10 protein-coding genes are annotated in these 18,383 nt (G+C 50.1%); 5 read left to right on the forward strand and 5 right to left on the reverse strand.

Annotation, left to right across the window (positions count from 1 at the left end; translation table 11 throughout):
- Positions 1-19: 19 nt before the first annotated feature.
- From HF324_RS20445 to HF324_RS20460, 4 genes are all read right to left on the reverse strand, one after another.
- Complete coding sequence (locus tag HF324_RS20445) at positions 20-1,897, reverse strand: RagB/SusD family nutrient uptake outer membrane protein (RefSeq protein ID WP_220101211.1); 1,878 nt, start codon at positions 1,895-1,897, stop codon at positions 20-22.
- Positions 1,898-1,908: 11 nt separating this feature from the next.
- Positions 1,909-5,046, reverse strand: a complete 3,138-nt coding sequence (locus HF324_RS20450; protein WP_220101212.1) for a SusC/RagA family TonB-linked outer membrane protein — start codon at positions 5,044-5,046, stop codon at positions 1,909-1,911.
- Between the two features lie 417 nt (positions 5,047-5,463).
- A complete protein-coding gene (locus HF324_RS20455; RefSeq protein WP_168860693.1) occupies positions 5,464-7,383 on the reverse strand; it encodes an alpha/beta hydrolase-fold protein in 1,920 nt (639 codons plus the stop codon).
- A gap of 95 nt (positions 7,384-7,478) precedes the next feature.
- Positions 7,479-9,470, reverse strand: a complete 1,992-nt coding sequence (locus HF324_RS20460) for a family 43 glycosylhydrolase (RefSeq protein WP_258539167.1) — start codon at positions 9,468-9,470, stop codon at positions 7,479-7,481.
- Between the two features lie 338 nt (positions 9,471-9,808).
- On the opposite strand from HF324_RS20460, the gene HF324_RS20465 reads away from it, so the two are divergent.
- On the forward strand, positions 9,809-10,567 hold the full coding sequence (locus tag HF324_RS20465) for a glycoside hydrolase family 11 protein (RefSeq protein ID WP_168804266.1): 759 nt from the start codon (positions 9,809-9,811) through the stop codon (positions 10,565-10,567).
- A gap of 58 nt (positions 10,568-10,625) precedes the next feature.
- A complete protein-coding gene (locus HF324_RS20470) occupies positions 10,626-11,135 on the forward strand; it encodes a hypothetical protein (RefSeq protein ID WP_168804267.1) in 510 nt (169 codons plus the stop codon).
- A gap of 122 nt (positions 11,136-11,257) precedes the next feature.
- Here HF324_RS20470 and HF324_RS33660 read toward each other — a convergent pair whose 3' ends face one another.
- A complete protein-coding gene (locus tag HF324_RS33660) occupies positions 11,258-11,383 on the reverse strand; it encodes a hypothetical protein (RefSeq protein WP_258539168.1) in 126 nt (41 codons plus the stop codon).
- Between the two features lie 185 nt (positions 11,384-11,568).
- Here HF324_RS33660 and HF324_RS20475 point away from each other — a divergent pair, with 185 nt between their 5' ends.
- The 3 genes from HF324_RS20475 to HF324_RS20485 are packed head-to-tail and all read left to right on the forward strand — an operon-like array spanning position 11,569 to position 18,319.
- On the forward strand, positions 11,569-13,167 hold the full coding sequence (locus tag HF324_RS20475) for a right-handed parallel beta-helix repeat-containing protein (RefSeq protein ID WP_168860694.1): 1,599 nt from the start codon (positions 11,569-11,571) through the stop codon (positions 13,165-13,167).
- Positions 13,168-13,225: 58 nt separating this feature from the next.
- Positions 13,226-16,402, forward strand: coding sequence for a SusC/RagA family TonB-linked outer membrane protein (locus tag HF324_RS20480; protein ID WP_168860695.1), 3,177 nt, complete (start codon positions 13,226-13,228; stop codon positions 16,400-16,402).
- A 30-nt stretch (positions 16,403-16,432) separates the two neighbouring features.
- Entirely contained in the window at positions 16,433-18,319 is a 1,887-nt protein-coding gene (locus HF324_RS20485) for a RagB/SusD family nutrient uptake outer membrane protein (RefSeq protein WP_168860696.1), read from the forward strand.
- The last annotated feature ends 64 nt before the right edge of the window (positions 18,320-18,383 follow it).

An 18,383-nucleotide genomic window follows, 5' to 3' on the forward strand; every position in this document is an offset into this window, starting at 1 on the left:
CAAGCAGGAACTGCACGTTTTACCATCCGGGGTTTTGTTTAAACTCCACGTACATATTAACATCGGCGTTTTTCAGCGGCAGCCAATAGTGCTTCTCTGAATACTTCCGCTCCAGGATTACGGTTTCACGTAAGTTGAGCACCTTATTATTCCCGGGATCGGCCGTACTGAATGTTGGCGACCGGTCAAACTCCACTGATTTTTTCAGGGTGTACGGCCGTTGTATCAGCAACATCCACCTTCTCAGATCATTAAAACGATGGCCTTCAAAAGAGAGTTCTACTGCCCGCTCGCGCCGGACTTCGCTCATAAATTCGTCCAGCGCGCCGGTAAAGCGGGCAGCCACATGTCCTGCTCCTGCCCTGTCCCGGATGGTATTGATGGCGTCTAATGCCGTTTTATTATAGTTACCGGACTTCCCTGTTGCAGCACCATACCCTTCAGCAGCCGCTTCTGCATACATCAGGTACACGTCTGCCAGGCGCATGTAAGGCAGATGGATATTGAGCGCCTTATCATAGCTCCAGCCGTTATCGAACCTGTTGGCCGTCATAGGTACAAACTTGTGGAGCAAATAACCGGACCGGCTGGCGCTGCTGACATCGCGGTAACTGCCGCCGGTGTAAAGGTTCGCATAGCGGTTGTTTTCATCCGTGGTGGCGCCTTGCACACATTTTACCCCGTCGAACACGATATCGTTATAAAAACGGGGGTCCCTTCCCTTCCAGGGATATGCCGGATCGTAACCCGATTCCGGGTCGGCCTGTGTGATGTCTTTAATGGGCTGCCCGTTAGCCATGCCATAGTAGTCTACATAGTTGGCAGTTGGCACAAAAGTGATGGTTTCTCCTGTCAGCAAAGCGGAGCCATACTGTTTCGCGGTGCCATAGGTAGACCCGTGGGCGCCGTAGTAAGGGCCGCGAAAGATTGCTTCCGTGCCTCCCGGCATTAACCAGTTCTGGCCCGCGCTGTAGAAATTGGTATAATACTTTGAAAAATCCACGAGGCTATAAGGCGCGTCGCCCGACTCGCAGCGTTGCAACAGTTCGCCGAAGGCCTCGGCCGCCTTCTGGCAATAGGTTGTGTTATATGTTTTACTGCCGGTAGATACATAGTTCATCAGGGGACTTCCTGCCCACAGATAATTTTTGCCCAGATAACCCAGCGCCATGATCTTATTAATGCGCAACTGATTTTTTCCCAGCGTCCTTTTACCGGCGGTAGTATTATCCCAGTTCACCGGCAATAGTTTTGCCGCCTCGGCGAAATCGGCGGCTGCTTTATCTGCACACTCGCTGTATTTGAGCCGCGGCAGTGTTAACTTCTGATCGCCGGGAAGCACTTTATCTATATAAGGCAGGCCACCGAAATACTGCATGAACATAAAATGAAACCATCCCCTGAAAAACAACAACTGGCCTTTGATCAGGTCTTTTTCTTCCTGGGTGGCATCGGTGAGATTATTGAGATTTTCCAGGCCCATATTGGCTTTACGAATGCCATACCAGCCCAGCTTCCACAATGATTTTGCAAAGCGGTCGTCATTCGTGCTGGTATTATTCCGGTCCATCCAACCTGCCTGCCAGCCGTCAAACTGCGACTGCCAGCCCCAGAAATCACCGTTATCTATTTTTATGATGAAGTGAAAATCGCGCGAGGTCGATTGAATTTCGTCTTCGCCCCAGTTCCAGGAATTTGTCCAGTAAGCGTTGGTAAAATCCGGTATACAATGATAGAGTTCTTCCGTATACCCCTGGAAACTGATGAAGGTTTTAAAGGCATTATCTGCCGATACCACAGATTGAGGTTCCCTGTCGAGAAACTTTGTACAGGATGCCAGGCCAAGAAGGACGGTTAAACCAAAGGTGGCCCGTAACAGCTTTATATATTTATTCACAACAGTCATGTTTAGAAGGTTAAATTGGCGCCGAGATTATAACGTTTTACAGTGGGGTAAGCTCCCTGCGATGCCCAACCGGTACCGGCAAAGTTTGACTCGCGGTCATCCGGCATTTTACTCCAGGCGGCCAGGTTATTACCGTTGAGATATACTCTCAGCGATTCAAGCCCCGCCCGTTTGATAAACCCTGTATTAAACGTATAGGCAATTTCAGCGTTCTTTAATCGCAGGTAGGAACCATCAAACATATATTGCGTACCCCGGTAATAATCTGCCGGCGTCGACAACCAGCGGGGCATTGGCACGTCTGCACCGGTGTTGTTCTTTGACCAGTAGGCACCTTCATTATAAACGGTGTGCCCCTGTGATGACAGGCTATTGAAAACCACCTGGCGGGTGACATTATTGGCAGCATAGAACTGTACAAAGACACTCAGCCCCTTCCAGTCTATGCCCATTGTGGCGTTATAGGTATTGGCGGGCCAACCGCTATGCCCGTAAGGGATATTATCCCGTGCATCAATCACCCCATCGCCATTGTAATCCACGAGGTAGTAGTTGCCAGGTAACTTCTGATTATCGTTGGTATTATGCATGGTACTCCCGTACAGCTCATCCCAGGTGTTATAAAATCCCTGGCTCACGTATGAATAAGCCTGGCCAATCTGCATGCCTTCTGATTTTTGATAAGCCGGCAGTAATGCGGGATTATCTGCCTCGATGACTTTATTTTTTGTATGGGTCATATTCAGATCGGCCCAAACACGGGTTTGTTTGGATGCCTGGTAGTTGAAATGCAGCTCCAGTTCATACCCCTGGGAATTTACCCTGCCCAGATTGGCCACCGGCGGCGTGGCGCCGTAATAAGAAGGTACAGAAGTGCGGTTAGCCAGTAATATTTTGGAGCGCTTATCCTGGAAGAAATCGGCCTTACCTTTTATAAATCCGTTAAATAATTCAAAGTCGGTGCCCACATTGATTTTTTCCGCCTGTTCCCATTGTACATTGGGATTACCGACAGTAGCCTCCCGGTACCAGTTGTACGGGCTTTGCTCAGCCCCTTCACCGGAAGTACCCAGTCGTGCCTGACCACCATATGCCCAGTCAGTGAGGTAAAGGAAGCGGCCGGCCACGTTATCAAAACCTGTTTGCCCATACGAAGCACGGACCTTCAACAGGTCCAGGAACCTGATGTTCTTCATAAATGGCTCATTGGATACGATCCAGTTCACACCACCGGAAGAAAAAAAGGCAAAACGGTACTTAGGCGCAAATTTTTCGGAGCCATTATAGGCGCCGTTGTACTCAAATGTATATTTGTCGTTGTAGGTATAAGTGGTACGAAACACCCAGTCTTCCCGGTACGAGGGGATCATGCTGCCATAAGCTGTTACATTACGGTTCAGCAGCCCCATGGCAGTTACGTTATGTTTTTTCGCAATTGTCCTGGCATAATTCAGCTGCAACTGGTAGAATAACCGGCGCTGGTTATCGGTCACGGCGCCTGCTGCCGGCGCCCATTTTGCTCCTTCCTGGAAATCGAAATTAGTAACGCCGTCAAAGGCGCTTCTGTAAAACACATTTCCTGTTGCCGGGTCAATCCATTTCCTTTGTACATCATTGTAAAGATCATTTACGCCTCTGTTACTTTCCACAAAAGTGTTATCCATAGAAAGCGTGCCGTTAAACTTCAGTCCATGGAGGAGCATGTCCAGATTTTGTTCTACCGTAAAATCGGTGGTAATGCGGGTAGTCGTCTGATATTGAATACCACCCACTGCCAGGTTTCTCGCCGAATTCTCCGCCCTTCCTTCATTAGGCGCATAATATCCCCAGGAGCCGTCGGCATATACCGGCAGGAACACGTCCGGCGCAGTCGTATAGGCATCAATCCAAGATCCGTATTGATTTCCTGAAAATCCCCACGGGCTTTTCCTTACGCCATACGATCCGGCAAGATTTACTTTAAAGAGCGTGGAAGGCGTTAATTGAAAGTCCAGGTTAGACCGGACATTCAAGCGGTTAAAGCCGAAACCGGGTTTATATCCGCGTCTGTTATCATAAATTTTGAAAAGGTCGCCTTCATGCAGGAAGTCCGCACTGGTGAAGTATTTGACAAAACGTGTTCCTCCGCTGATATTCACGTTGGCATTTTGTGACATCGCGTAATTTCTGAATAACGTTTTCGCCCAATCTACATTGGGATAACGTTCTGCTTCTTCCAGGTTCGCCGGATGCCGGTACTTATCCAAAATAGCCTGAGGGTAATAATTGTTCCAGCTTTCGGGCTTTAATGCCAGCTCGTACTCGATCGCTTCGTTAACGGTACGCAGGGCATTGTAGGAATCTGCCTTGCCGGGCAATTTGGAAGGAGCTTTCAGCGTTGTGTTGATCGTGGCGCGGATCGCTGCCTTACCTGTTTTTCCCCGCTTAGTAGTGATCAGGATAACGCCGTTGGCGCCCCGTGAACCGAATACGGCGGTTGCCGAAGCATCTTTCAATACCGTTACTGTTTCTACAGAACCAATATCCACGCTGTTCATAGGACGTTCCACCCCATCCACCAGTATCAGCGGGTTGCTGTTATTCCAGGTACTGAGGCCGCGGATAATCAGCTGGGGATCTTCCTCACCGGGCAGACCGGTACTTTGGGCGGTAATCAACCCGGGCACATTTCCGGTGAGGGCAGCCCCGATATTTGATACGCCGCCCGCCCGTTCGAGCACCTTGCCGGAGGTTTGCGAAACGGCAGCTACCACACTGGCCTGCTTTTGACGGCCATACCCCACCACTACCACATCTTCCAACCCAACTACTTTGTCTTTCATGGTAACCGTTATCTCCGCCCGGTTCAGGATGTTTACTTCCTGGGATACTTTTCCTATGTAGCTAAAAACGAGCACTTGTTTGCCGGACGGGACATGAATAAGAAACTTACCATCACCGTCAGTACTGGCACTGACCTTCGTTTCTTTTACCAGTATCGTTGTACCCGGGATGGGCGTGTTTTTTTCATCCAGCACTACTCCCCGGACCACACTTCCATCCTGGGCCTGTAATGGTGAATAGCCGGGCGCTGCCGACAGCATTAGCGCCGTCAATGCCAGCCATTTCCATGACATCTGCGAAAGAATCATTTTAAACATGGAATTCAGAATATTTAATGTTAGGGCAATACGGGTCCTGACAGCCGGTAAAAGGCCGTCACGCCGGGATACCGGCCGGAACAATCACAATGCGATAAAAGGCAGTATCGTTACAGAGATGTGGATACTACCCGGTTAGTAATGAAACTGATATTGGTTGATGCGGGACGTGGTAACCCGGGTGCATTGAAATTTCATAAGTAATCATTTAACGTTTAAGTGGAATTTTTTTTCATAACGTAACAGTCGAAGATCAGTCAGCAGACACTGAAACTAAAAAAACAACAATCGAATCTACAATAGAGACATATATATCGATGCTACGAATCTCCAAAAGGATAGCAATAATGTTTAAATAACCTGCAAACAGCCTGTCTTCCTGTGTTTAGTAACAGGTATTAACATCCTGTGCTCCAATTATTTAAAAAGCTGTTGCGCAAAATTGAACAGGTTATTTCTCCATACCGGCCAGGTATGGCCACCGGGGTATTCGCTATAGGTATGTTTGATATTCAGCGCATCCAGTTTTGCCAGCATCAGCTGGCAGTTCTTATAGGCAATGTCTTCTTTTCCTCCCATGGCAATCCACAGTACTTTCAGGTTGTTATTAATCATGGCTGCGTTAGCGCCCATAAAATCGTACTGGGCTGCTGCAATACCACCCTGCCGGGGTTGTATCCACCCCGAGCTGAATACTCCCAGGCTGGAAAACAGTTCGGTGTTCCGGATACCGGTATAAAGCGTATGGATGCCTCCCATGGACAAACCGGCCAATGCCCTTTTGGCGGCAGCGGTTTCAACACGGAATTTTTTTTCTACCAGGGGAATGATAACATCCTTCAGTTCCGACTCGAATGTTTTCAGCCCGGACTCATCGAAAGCTGCGCCGCCTACGTTGGCATCCGGCATCACGACCAACATCGGTCCGGCTTTTTTGGCAGCAATCAGGTTGTCCATGATCAGGTCCGCCTTGCCCTGCGTGGCCCAGCCGGTTTCATCTTCACCGCCGCCGTGTAGAATATAGAGCACAGGATATTTTTCACTTGTATTGGCATCATAGCCGGGAGGCGTATAGATGTACAACTGCCGCCAGGAGCGGGTGACCTTCGAGAAATATTTGCTGACACGGATATCTCCGTGCGGCACCTCTCTTAACGCATAATAGTTATCGCCGGTAAGGGGTATTTCAATACCGCTTGCCATTCTGCCCATGCCATAAAAAGTTTTACTGGCAGGATCTGCTATTGCCATGCCGTCAATCAGCAGTGAATAATAATGAAACCCTTCGCTGATGGAATCTGTTGTCACCGTCCATAAACCGCCGGTGTCTTTCATCATGTCGTACCTGCGGCCCAGGTCGACCTGCACTTTCTGCGCTTCCGGGGCCTTTACGCGGAAGATCACGCGGTGGTCCGGCAATATCTGCGGATATCCTGCAGTACGCACATTGGTTTCGGCAGGCATGCCCGCCACCGGGTATTTTGAGAATGTGGCGGTATCCACCGGTTTAAAGATCAGTTGGGAAAACATATACAGACCGTTCTTCCACACCTTAAAATCGTGTACGCCCGGCTCTATATAATAGATATGTGGCACATCGTTTTTCTGCAGGTATTCATGGGTGCGTCTGCTGAAGGTAACTAATCCGTCACTGGCGCCACAGGAGATCCACAGCAGCTTTATTTGCTGTTTTGCTGTGGTGGGGTCGGGCACCAGTTCCTCCGGCATTTTTGTGTTGGGGGCAGATGAAAAACCACCTATCCATGCGAACTTATCCAGGTTACCGAGGCCAAAATTCAGGGACTGCCCACCTCCCATCGACAGTCCCGCGATGGCCCGATGGTCCCTGTCGGTGTACACCGGGTAGTTCTTTTGTATATAAGGAATGAGATCGTGTAACAGGTCTTTTTCAAAGGTAGCAAACGCCTGCACTTTGTCGGGCGTCATGATGTTACCGATGGCCCTGTCGTCTTTCATAGCCCTGCCGTTGGGCATCACAACGATCATCGGCTCAACTTTCCCTTCAGCATACAGGTTGTCCAGGATTACCTGGGGCATGCCGCCGTTTAACCATTCCTTTTCGTCACCGCCGATGCCATGCAGCAGGTACAGCACCGGGTATTTTTTCTGCCTTGAAAATCCGGGCGGCGTATATATCAATGCCTTGCGCTGGTTACCTACCGTTGTGGAATTATACCTGACAGTATCAATCCTGCCGTGCGGTATGTCTGCACGGGGGGAGTCAAAACCGGGCATTGCATGCTCAACAACGTTTTGCGTAAAAGCCGGCATGGTAAATAATAGGAAAAGGGAAAAACCAAGTACTGTAGTTTTCATATCGTGGAATTTTTCTGTTGTTAAAATAATAAATGTCATTCAAACAAATAAAATAATCATATACTCCATTAAAGCAAAAAACGGGTGGTGGCCTGTTATTTTTCTGCTCTCAACAAGCGGATGTTTTGAATGATGACATCTCCCGAGGAGCCGGCGGGGAACCGGATAAAAAGATCATGCTGCCCGGACACCTGGCGCAAACTGCCCGTATGCAACCTGTTTCCTCCCGGCTTCACCTGCACCACAGCGATTTGCCGGCCCTTCTCCAGGTCGTCGGTGAACAGCTCCAATTTGCCGCCTTTAGTAGCACTGCCCGCTATTTCAATGGTCTTTGCTTCACCGGCAGCGCCAAAATCCACCCCCGATATCATCAGCCATCCACCATGTACAGAAGAATTGGTAACTGCGGATTCGTCCCCCTGTTTTATTTTGCTGATGCCGTAATAATTGCTGCATCCCACCGCCGGAAGTCGGGAGAATCCATCTTTACAAATAAAAAAACGGAAGTCGACCGGGCCTTTTTCTGCAAATAAACCGATGCTGGTCCCTACCCAGCTGTTAAAATCGGGCTGCGCTTTATCGATGGGCGTTGCGCTCACCGGCAGGCCCACCTGTTGCCAGTCTTTGCCGTTCGTGCTAAAGAAGCCGGTCAGCCGGTGCCCAAACCGTTCCAGTTTCAGCCAAACATCCTTTCCCTTGTGATATGGCATTTCCCGCAGCGCAGTATCCAATTGCAATACAATACGCGGGCTGTTGCCATGGTCATAATAAAGGCGGGCAAACACGCTTTGTTTTCCGTTGGTCAGATAAATACCGCCATGTGCCTCCGGAACAGGGGCATCCACCCTTATGCGGGTAACGGCCGTATAATAATGGTCTGTTTCCTTTTGCAACAGGTGTGCGCGGGCACTATCAGGAGACAGGCGGACCCACCCTTTGCGCTGCGTCAGCGAATAGGCCGCAGCGGCGCGTTGTGTTAAGAAGTGCCACCAGGAGCCCAGGCTGTCGCTGTCAAAACGATCTGTATGCACACTACGCCAGGGTGTGTTATTATTATCCAGTGCGGGTTTTGCCACAGGCCCGCTAACCGGCGCCTCCCCCCAGGGGCGGTCGCCTTCCCAGGCTACACGATAAAGTGAGGTTTGCCGTCCCATACCGGACCAGTCGTCGTCGCCATGCTTTTCATAGCTCTGGCCTATCGTCCACCAGGTGCCATCTGCGAGTTGTACAGGCGCTGAAATATGATTGGGGCGAGGGAAAGCATTATTCGGGTCGGTAATGGGCCTGAAAAAATCGCCCAGTCGTTCCCACTTAGAGGAATCCGCCGTTAGTGTTGTTGTCCGCAAAACATACTGACCACCGGACACGTCACCCGCAGGGAAATAATAATAATATCCGTTACGCTTGCACATCACAGGACCTTCCGCCCAACTGTACTGCAGTCCGGCATTCATCCAGTCCAGATTGATCACGGAACCGGTGAGTTGCCCGTCCTGCCCAAGCGCCTGTATCCTGTTCACTTTCTGGCCATTTTTAATCAACATATAGGGCTTGCCGTCATCATCAACAAAAATGGAGTTATCATAACCAAGCGGACCGGTACGAACATTTTCCCGTACCCGCACCGGAGCGGACCATGGCCCTGCCGGTGATGGCGCCTTAGCAAACCATTGTCCATGGGAAGAAAAGTAGATCCAGTAGGAACCGTAAAAGTACGTGAGGGCGCCCTGCCATACACCGCTCCCCGGACGGTCCGTTACAATATCAGTATTGGAGGGCGGCAAAACGCGGGCAATCACTCTCCAGTGTACCAGGTCTTTGGAATGATAGATAGGGAGATAAGGGTTAAAATGGAAAGAGGAACCGCAGTGATAGAAGTCATTACCCACCTTTAGCAACGTTGGATCAGGGTGATCACCAGGCAAGACCGGATTGACATAGGTATTTACCCCCGAATAAAAACGTGCATCGCCGGCATCCGCCACCGGTTGGGGATCGGCTTGCCATGCCGGGGAACTTTGTTGGGCAAGGCCGTTTATCATCAAACTTAAACATACAAAGACAAAAGCGACAGGTCTTAAAAACATCTGGCAAACGATTTTTTGTGACGACAAGATACCCCTGTGCCCTTCAGCAGACTGCCACAAATGTTGAAATGAAGGGTAAAAATGTTTCGTCCGGGAATATAACGGCCCCCCTGATTGAATACCAGGAGGACCAACCGACGCAAGGATGAGCGGAGGGCCTCCCGGGAAGTGTTTTCCCGTACCGGGGGAATTTCAATGCTTTCTATGGACAATATGACGTTTGGGAGCAGGCCAACGATAAGCGGTGTATGAACATTTGTGTAACAAATTCGGCGATTATTAGCATTGTTCCATTTTTAAATATGTTTCTTTTGTTTCTCTAACAAAATAACCACGATATGAAAAAACAAAACCCACTAACAAGCGTAACCAGGAAGGTTACTTTTAGCGCTGCAGCCATTGTGGCACTTGCCGGCGCTACAATTTTAACAAGCTGTAAAAAAGAGGCAGAGACCCAGCCCGGGGGAGTTGGTACGGAGCGTCCTTTCAAAGCCGCGACCGAATCCTACCAATCGGGTACACATAACGGCTTCTTTTGGTCGCTTTGGAAAAGTGATGGCGCTACCGGTACCGTTAATTACGCAAATGGCGCCGGTGGCAATTACAGCGTTAACTGGAACGGATTTAACGGCAATTTTACGTGCGGCAAAGGCTATTCGGCAGGCTCTCCAACCTACAAAATAGGATATAATCTCGGTACTTATGCCAATTCCGGTGGCGGTACCTTCGGCTGGTACGGATGGAGCCGGAACCCTTATTATGAGTATTATGTGAATGAAACATGGGGGGCAGTGTCACCTCATACCGGTACTTACTTAGGCACATTTGAAAGCGATGGGGCAGGCTATAACGTATGGACCCGCTGGATGACAGGTAAAAATATCGATGGCGGCGACGGCTTCCGGCAGATTTATAGCTCCAGAGTTACAAAAGTTTCTACCGGACAAAATCACGTCATTACTTTTGCCAACCACTATAACAAGTGGAGTAGTTTAGGATACACACTTGGCCAGTTAAATATTCCGGCTATTATGGTTTCAGAGACCTGGGGCTCTAATACCAATGGCAATATCAACTGTACCATCTGGATGCAATAAACACCAGCTTGATGAATGACACACAAATACTGCCTGGCTTTCTGTCAGGCAGTATCTAATGCAGTATTCCCTGCCCGGATTCCTTAATATTATTCAACCACCAGCTATGATGAGATCAGCACCCTATTTTCTTGCATCCTTCATTTTTGTGCTTGCTGCCTGCGATTCCTCCAATCTTCAAAACATGGAAGGAAACAAAAAATATTTAACCGGGAAATGGTATAGATTTTCATTGGAAAATGGGTATAGCGAGTTTGATATTGATTCGCAATACGTCGTTTTCTATAACCAGAAAGTCGGCCGGTTCGGGCTTCCCTACAAAATAGAAAATGATTCCCTGAAATACCTTACAAATTACTACGCAGCTAAGATCACGGACTATGGCGACTCCGTACTTCTTGAAGGCAACGATAATACCACCGCTACTTTATACAGGTTTAAAGAACCGGACCTTCCTTTCAAGGCCATTCCTGAAGTAAAAGATTCTTTGTCATTTGCCGCCTACATCGCAGGCTTCGATAAAAGATTAGTCCGGGAATTTGAAAAAGCCGGCATAAAAATCCAATAAACAGGATTTGCAATTCTTATCAGGAAGCTAATTCGCCATTCATGCCGTCTGCGCCACCTCCATGGCCCAAACTTCTCCATCCGTCCCTCATGCGTTTGACATAATTGCCCGCTTTCACAAAATCAAGCCCCGCAAAAGCCTGTTCGTTGTAATGCTGCCAGGAGACGTCCGGCGGTCAGTTTCCTGTCGGCAATGGCCATGTCGCCGCGGGGCATGAACTTGCCGGCGTCGTTTATGCCCTTTCGCAACAACTATATAAACTATTTGTAAATAGTTAAATGTCAATAAATTAAAACTTTGATCGTACTTTGTCTGCTGTTTGTTCGCAGTTTTTCGGCGTTTCTGTTTGCTCCAACCCACCCGCTGCCAATAGATTTGAATCTGCCTGGTGAGCCAGCTGAAAAACTAACAATTCCACTCAAGCATTCCACATATGAAAAAAACAAAAAAGCACGTACCCTACCTGCTGGGATTTCTTATCCTGCAACCTTTATTGCTAAGTTCCTGTTACAAAGAATGGCCTCCTATCGGCGCCGGATGGCCTCCTGACCATACCGGCCCGGTAGTTACCACTACCCGGTATTATGTAGATACCAACGGGTCTGACACCAGCAACGGTCTGTCCCCCGCCACAGCCTGGAAAACGCTCAGCAAGGTAAACTCGGTCACCTTTAAGCCCGGCGACTCCATCCTGTTTAAAAGAGGGGGCGCCTGGACAGGTACGCTGGTCATTAAAAGTTCCGGCACGGCTGATGCAAAAATTACCTTCAGCGCCTATGGTTCGGGGGATAAACCCCGGATAACCGGTAATAATGCCACCTTGTCGGCCGTATTGATCCAGGATGCCCGGTACCTTACATTTGAAAATTTTGACATCAGCCATCCACGGGCAGTGCGTCCACCGGATATGGCGCTGTGCGGCATTTATGTAGCGCTCGCCACCAACGGCAGCTACCCGGGCGTCACGATCCGGAACAATCACATCCATGATGTAGAAGGCATGCCTATCACCAACCGGCATATGCAGGGAGGCATCTTTATCCGCTCCAATGCAGCACAGGCCTACTTCGATAGCCTGCGGATAGAAGACAATCACCTCGAACGTTGTTCTTCCCGGGGCATCCTGCTCGGCGATGGCAGCAACAAAGACACCACGTTCTACAACAATCATGTCATCATCCGCAAAAATGTGATCGACAACACCGCCCTGGAAGGCATCATCGTGTATACCGCGAAAAATGTGCTGATAGAACGTAACCGCGTATTGAATGCCGGCGCCTATACCCTCGGGGTAAATATGAATATTGTGCTCGCAGGTTTATGGGGCCGCGGTAAAGACATGACCATTCAATATAACGAAGTAGCCTATACGCGGCTCACTAACCCCGTTCCCTATTCCTCGATGGACTCAGAAGCATTCGATATCGATCTGAGTAGTCCCGGCTACACCATTATCCAATATAACTATTCACATGACAATGCAGGCGGCTTCTTCCTGCACATGGGCGATCCCGGGCCCAGTTTCACCCGGGGTATTGTCCGTTACAATATCAGTCAGAATGATGGCAACGGCTTTGGAGGCAGGACCTTCGAATTACACGGGCATCCCAATGGTAAAGTAGTGCCTATCTATATATATAATAATACTTTTTACAACGACTCGCTGGTGGGCGTAATGGACAGGGCCGGCGGAACAGGCGTCCATCCGGGGCTGGAATTCCGGAACAATATCTTCTATGCACCGGCGCTTCAATTCGACGACCAGGCCAATATCGTGTACGACCACAATCTTTATTATCCCGGGGCCAAAGCAGCGAGCGACAGCAACGCCCTGGCGGCCAATCCCCGCCTCACAGCACCTGGCACAGGTGGCAGCGGTATGAACACCGTCAACGGGTATAAACTGTTGCCCGGCTCCCCGGCTGTTAACACCGGCATTCTCATCAATGGCAACGGCGGCAGAGATTTCTTTGGCCTCCCTGTTTCCAGCGCTAAACCGCCCACCATTGGCGCAGCTGAAAAAGATTATTAGTCCCTGCACCTGTTTACCATTTATGCCAATTTTTAAAAACTAAAACGATGCAATTTATATGAGAATGCAGCAGTTACTGAGCATGATATGCCTGCTATTGGCTTTTATTGCCGGTACTAAAGAAGTGCAGGCGCAGAGCATAACAATAAAAGGCGTGGTAATGTCCACGCAAAATACGCCACTGCCGGGTGTTACCATAGCCGAACAGGGAACATCGAACATGACCAGCACCGATACCACCGGGCGATTTACGCTCACCCTGAAAAAGACACCGACCGCACTGGCATTCAGCAGCATCGGGTTTGTCTCCAAAACAGTAGCAGTTACGGGCCAGCAGCGCACCCTGGAGATTGTGCTCGCCGACGATGCCAAACAGCTCAACGACATCGTAGTAATCGGATATGGTACGCAGAAAAAAGCCAACCTGACCGGCGCCGTCTCCTCCATAAAAACAAAAGATGTCTCCAGGATGGCCGTTACCGGCATTGCCACCCTGATCCAGGGCCGCGCCGCCGGCGTACAGGTCACCAACTCCAGTGGAGATCCAAGAGCCAACGGCACCGTGGTTATCCGCGGCGTAGGCAACATCCGGGGCATGTCGCCCCTCTATGTGATCGATGGCGTACCCGCCATCGGTAACACCGGATTTAACATCAACCCGAGAGACATTGAAGACATACAGATCCTTCGGGACGCCTCTTCTTCCGCCATTTATGGCTCCCGGGCTGCTGGCGGTGTTATCCTGATCACTACCAAAAAAGGGTCCCGCAATGAAAAGACAACGGTCGACATCTCGCTGAGCCAGGGCTACAGCAATGGTACTTTTCTGCCTAAGCTATTAGGCACACCGGATTACAAAAGAGCCTGGAGCGCCATCAATCCAGCCGCCGCCGGCTGGGATGAATCGGTAAACACCAACTGGGTAGATTATTTATATGGTACCGGGAAAGAACAGAACTATAACGCCGCCGTCAGCGGGGGTAACCAAAAGCAGAACTATTACCTGTCAGCAGGCTACCGGCGCGCAGATGGTATCGTGAATAACTCCTGGTCCGAACGCTACAGCGTGCGTATCAACAGTGACCTGAACATAGGAAAGAAAGTAAAGATCGGCGAAAGATTAAATCTTTACTCTTACCGCGAGAACCCGCCGGTGATCACCGGCACCCAGGCTAATGCCTATGCGCTGCCATTCCGCTCTACGCCTATGATGCGGCCCAGGAACGACGACGGTTCCTGGGCCGGGCTCCCCTCCTCCGGCAATTACAACGGCGGCAACTGGGCTGCCTATGTGAATACCACCGACAGAAGATACAATTCCCTCGAAGCGGAAGGCAATATGTATATCGACTACGAACCCATCAGGGACCTGCATATCCGCGCTACCGGCGCGGCCGGCTGGAGCACCAGCATGGCCCGGCAATTTGAAGCCAAATGGTATGTATCCGGTCAATCCAACCAGCCACAGGATAACCTGAGAAAACAAAGCGCTTTGACCATCGCCTACCTGGGCAACCTGGTGGCTTCCTATGATAAAAAAATCGGTTCCCATGAATTCAAAATACTGGTGGGGACCGAAGGCCGGCAAACTTCTGCCGATAACCTGGCCGGGTCTATCTATGCAGTAAATTCGGCGTACTCCGTTCCGGTGATTGCCGACGCATTCCCGGTAGGTTTTGCGGAGTCGTCCGATCTGAGCAACGTGCCCGCCAATACCAGCGGCCGCTCTACCGATATCAACTACGGCATTACCCGTATGCTGAGTTATTTCGGAAGGGTGAATTACTCCTATAAAGACAAGTACCTGTTTGAAGCCAACCTGCGCCAGGATATCAGCGACCGGTTTGCCCCCGCCTACCGGGCAGGCACCTTCCCTTCTGCCGCCCTGGGCTGGAGATTAATGGAGGAAAATTTTATCAAAGACAAGATCCCTGCGTTATCCGATCTGAAACTGCGGCTTACCTACGGCAGCCTCGGCAACGACGGCGTAGGCAGCTATGCATACATCCCTTCGCTGGCCAACTACGACAAAACACAGTTCAACGAACTGCCCGGCACCGGCCCGGTAAACGGCTGGGGAATTGGCCGCGTAGCCAATAATAACATCCGCTGGGAAACGGTGGTCACCTCCAACATAGGACTGGACATCGGCTTTTTCCAGAACCGCCTGAACCTCACAGTAGATTATTATATCCGCGATACCAAAAACATGCTGTATCAGCGCAATCTGCCACTCAGCTCCGGTATGGCTGGCGGACACTCATCTGCAGATACCTATGCCCTGGATATGAACCTGGGCAAGATGCGCAACAAAGGACTAGAGGTAACCCTCAACTACCACGAAACATTCGGTAAACTGGGCGTTGATATTGGATTTAACGCCGCCTTCAACCGCAACAGGATCCTGTCGTTCGGAGGTGAAAAACTGCCGATCAGCGCGGGCACCGCCGGGGAATACTGGTCTGGTTCCGTCACCCGCACTGAATTGAACAGTCCTATCTCCCAGTTCTATGGTTTTAAAACCAAAGGATTGATACCCGATCAGAAAACCATCGATGACCTGAACGCAAAAGCACAGGCCGCCGGTAAAGCGTTCTACTATGCAGCTGGAACAGGTCCCGGCGATATCTGGTATGAAGACCTGAACGGCGATAATACCATCGACGACAAGGACCGCACCATCATCGGGAACCCGCTTCCTAAAATGACCTACGGCTTCAACATTGGATTAACCTATCGCAATTTTGATCTTGCCGCATTCTTTAACGGAGCAATGGGCAATGATGTATACAACGGCGTGAATGGCTACTACCAGAGTATTTACAACGACTTCAACACCACTTCCCAGGTATTCAACAGTTCCTTCATGTATGGCAATGGCTTAACCGGCCAGCCCAGGTGGGGATATTTAAATGGTACCGCCTTCCAGTATGATCCTAATGGCAACTATAAAAGGATCTCCGATTTTCATATAGAGAAGGGCTCCTTCCTGCGCCTGCAGAATTTACAGGTAGGTTATAACCTGCCTAAAAGGCTGCTGGACCGCATCCATCTATCGAACCTTAGGATTTATTACAGCGGGCAGAATTTATTTGTGATCACCAAAGTGAAAAACGTAGACCCGGAAGTAGGTTATGCCGGCGCCAATGCCACCGCCCTGGCACAGGGGATCATTTCCGCCGAGGTGTATCCTAAAACAAGGCTGCATGCATTTGGCATTGAACTCAAGTTCTGACGGTCCCTTTAAACAAAAAAATTATCATTCATGAAACGCAACAGTATCACATTGTTATTTATACTCAGCCTTTGGCTGGCCGGATGTACGCGGGATTTTGTAGACGACTCCAGGCCATACAACGTGCTGAACCCGGATATATTCCCGGAAAGCATGGCCCAGGTGGACTATTTCCTGAACTCTCCCTACGCCAATACGCATAGTGTTGAACTATTCGGTTTCTCCGGCTTAGGAAGGTTCTTCTATAACCTCGATCATACCGGCGACCTGGCGTGGCTGGGCACCAGCGAATGGAATGAATTGCAGGTACTCCGCATCAGCGCCGCCAATAGCTATTCGGGCGCTCCCTGGAGAGGCTTGTACCGTGGCGTGCAACAGGCGCGCACCTTTATCGATCAAATCGTTCCCAACTACAAAACCAGGAAAGGCAATAGCTTGTCGCCCGCCGACACCCTGGCCTTGCGATATAAACTCGGCGAAGCCTATTACCTGCGGGCCTGGCATTATTTCTTCCTGATGAACTTATATGCCCAGGAAGTAGTGGTAAAAGGCAATGGCGACAACGCCACGCCCGGCGTAATTCTCTTTACATCCGATGTCAAAATCGGCGACCGCCAGGATGAAATGCGCCCCCGCAGTACGGTGAAGCAATGCTGGGACTATGTGATCGCCGATCTGAGGGCGGCCATGGCACATTTAACAGATCCGAATAACGGCGTCAAAAAAACCTGGGAGGGCGCAGATAAGGGACGTATCGATTACTACGCAGCAGAAGCTTTACTGGGCCGCGCGCTGATGTATGAAGAACGGTGGACAGAAGCCCGGGACGCTTTCCTGGATATCGTTCAAAACGCAGGGAAATCATTAATGCCGTTCGATGATTATTACAATATGTGGAATGGTAACCCTAAGTATTCCGCCACAGAAAATAATAATACCGAAGCCCTGCACCAGATCAGCATCGCAAGGTCCGGTGATAACGCCATGGCAGGCGGTTCTACTGCATCGGCGGTAAGCCTGCTCATTACGCCCTTCTATGACAACGGCATACCTGGCGGCGCTACGCCCGGTTATGGCAACATGTTTATGCACGACCGGAACCTGGGCAGGTTTGGATTCCCGCAACAATATTACCCAGCGATGAAAGACCTGGGCACGCCCGGCCGTAGCGTACAAACGGCTTACATTGACTCGTGCCGCAACATGAAAACGCTCAAGCGTTACGGCACAGATCCCGATCCGCGATTATGGGTATGCGCCTACCAGCCCTGGGTAGATTCCGTGATGAACAATACCGCGAAAGTGGCTATACTGCCTTATGGCGGCGGCCCGGAAACAGAGTACCAGTTGAACCAGGCACAGAACACTAATATTATTAAACACGGCTGGAGCCTTCGCAAGTTCAATTTATACGATGTGCAGGCCAGCCAGAACCCACGTATGCACAGCGCTGATTTTTACTTTACCCGCCTGCCGGAAATATACCTGAACCTGGCAGAATGTTACTGGAAAATCAGTGGCAACAATACCGATGCCAATGCGCTGAACTACATCAACAGGGTACACCGCAGGGCATGGAACCTGCCGGACAACAGCAGCCAGGCAATTGACTATACCGCCATAACATCAGGCGCCCAAATTACCAAAGCCAATCTCCACCCCAACCGGTCGGATGCCGGCTTCCGGGACCAACTGGCGTTAAATGCGCTCTACTATGAAACCTGGGCAGAAACCTTCGGAGAAGCAAAGTGGTGGTTTAACGTAAGAAGATGGGAGCTTGGCCCCAACGAGGCGAAGGTATACGAAAACAGCCGGGCAGGCGCCATCACCTGGAGCTCCGGTAACCAGTACGCCCTGCCGATCATTCAAACAGAGTTGGACAGGAACATCAATTGTGTACAAAACCAGGGATATTAACGGGGCACGTTGCCATAAAAGATTACCATGGGGACGCGAAACGTGTCCCCATGGCATTGAACAG

The sequence above is a fragment of the Chitinophaga oryzae genome (assembly GCF_012516375.2).
GTDB lineage: Bacteria > Bacteroidota > Bacteroidia > Chitinophagales > Chitinophagaceae > Chitinophaga > Chitinophaga oryzae.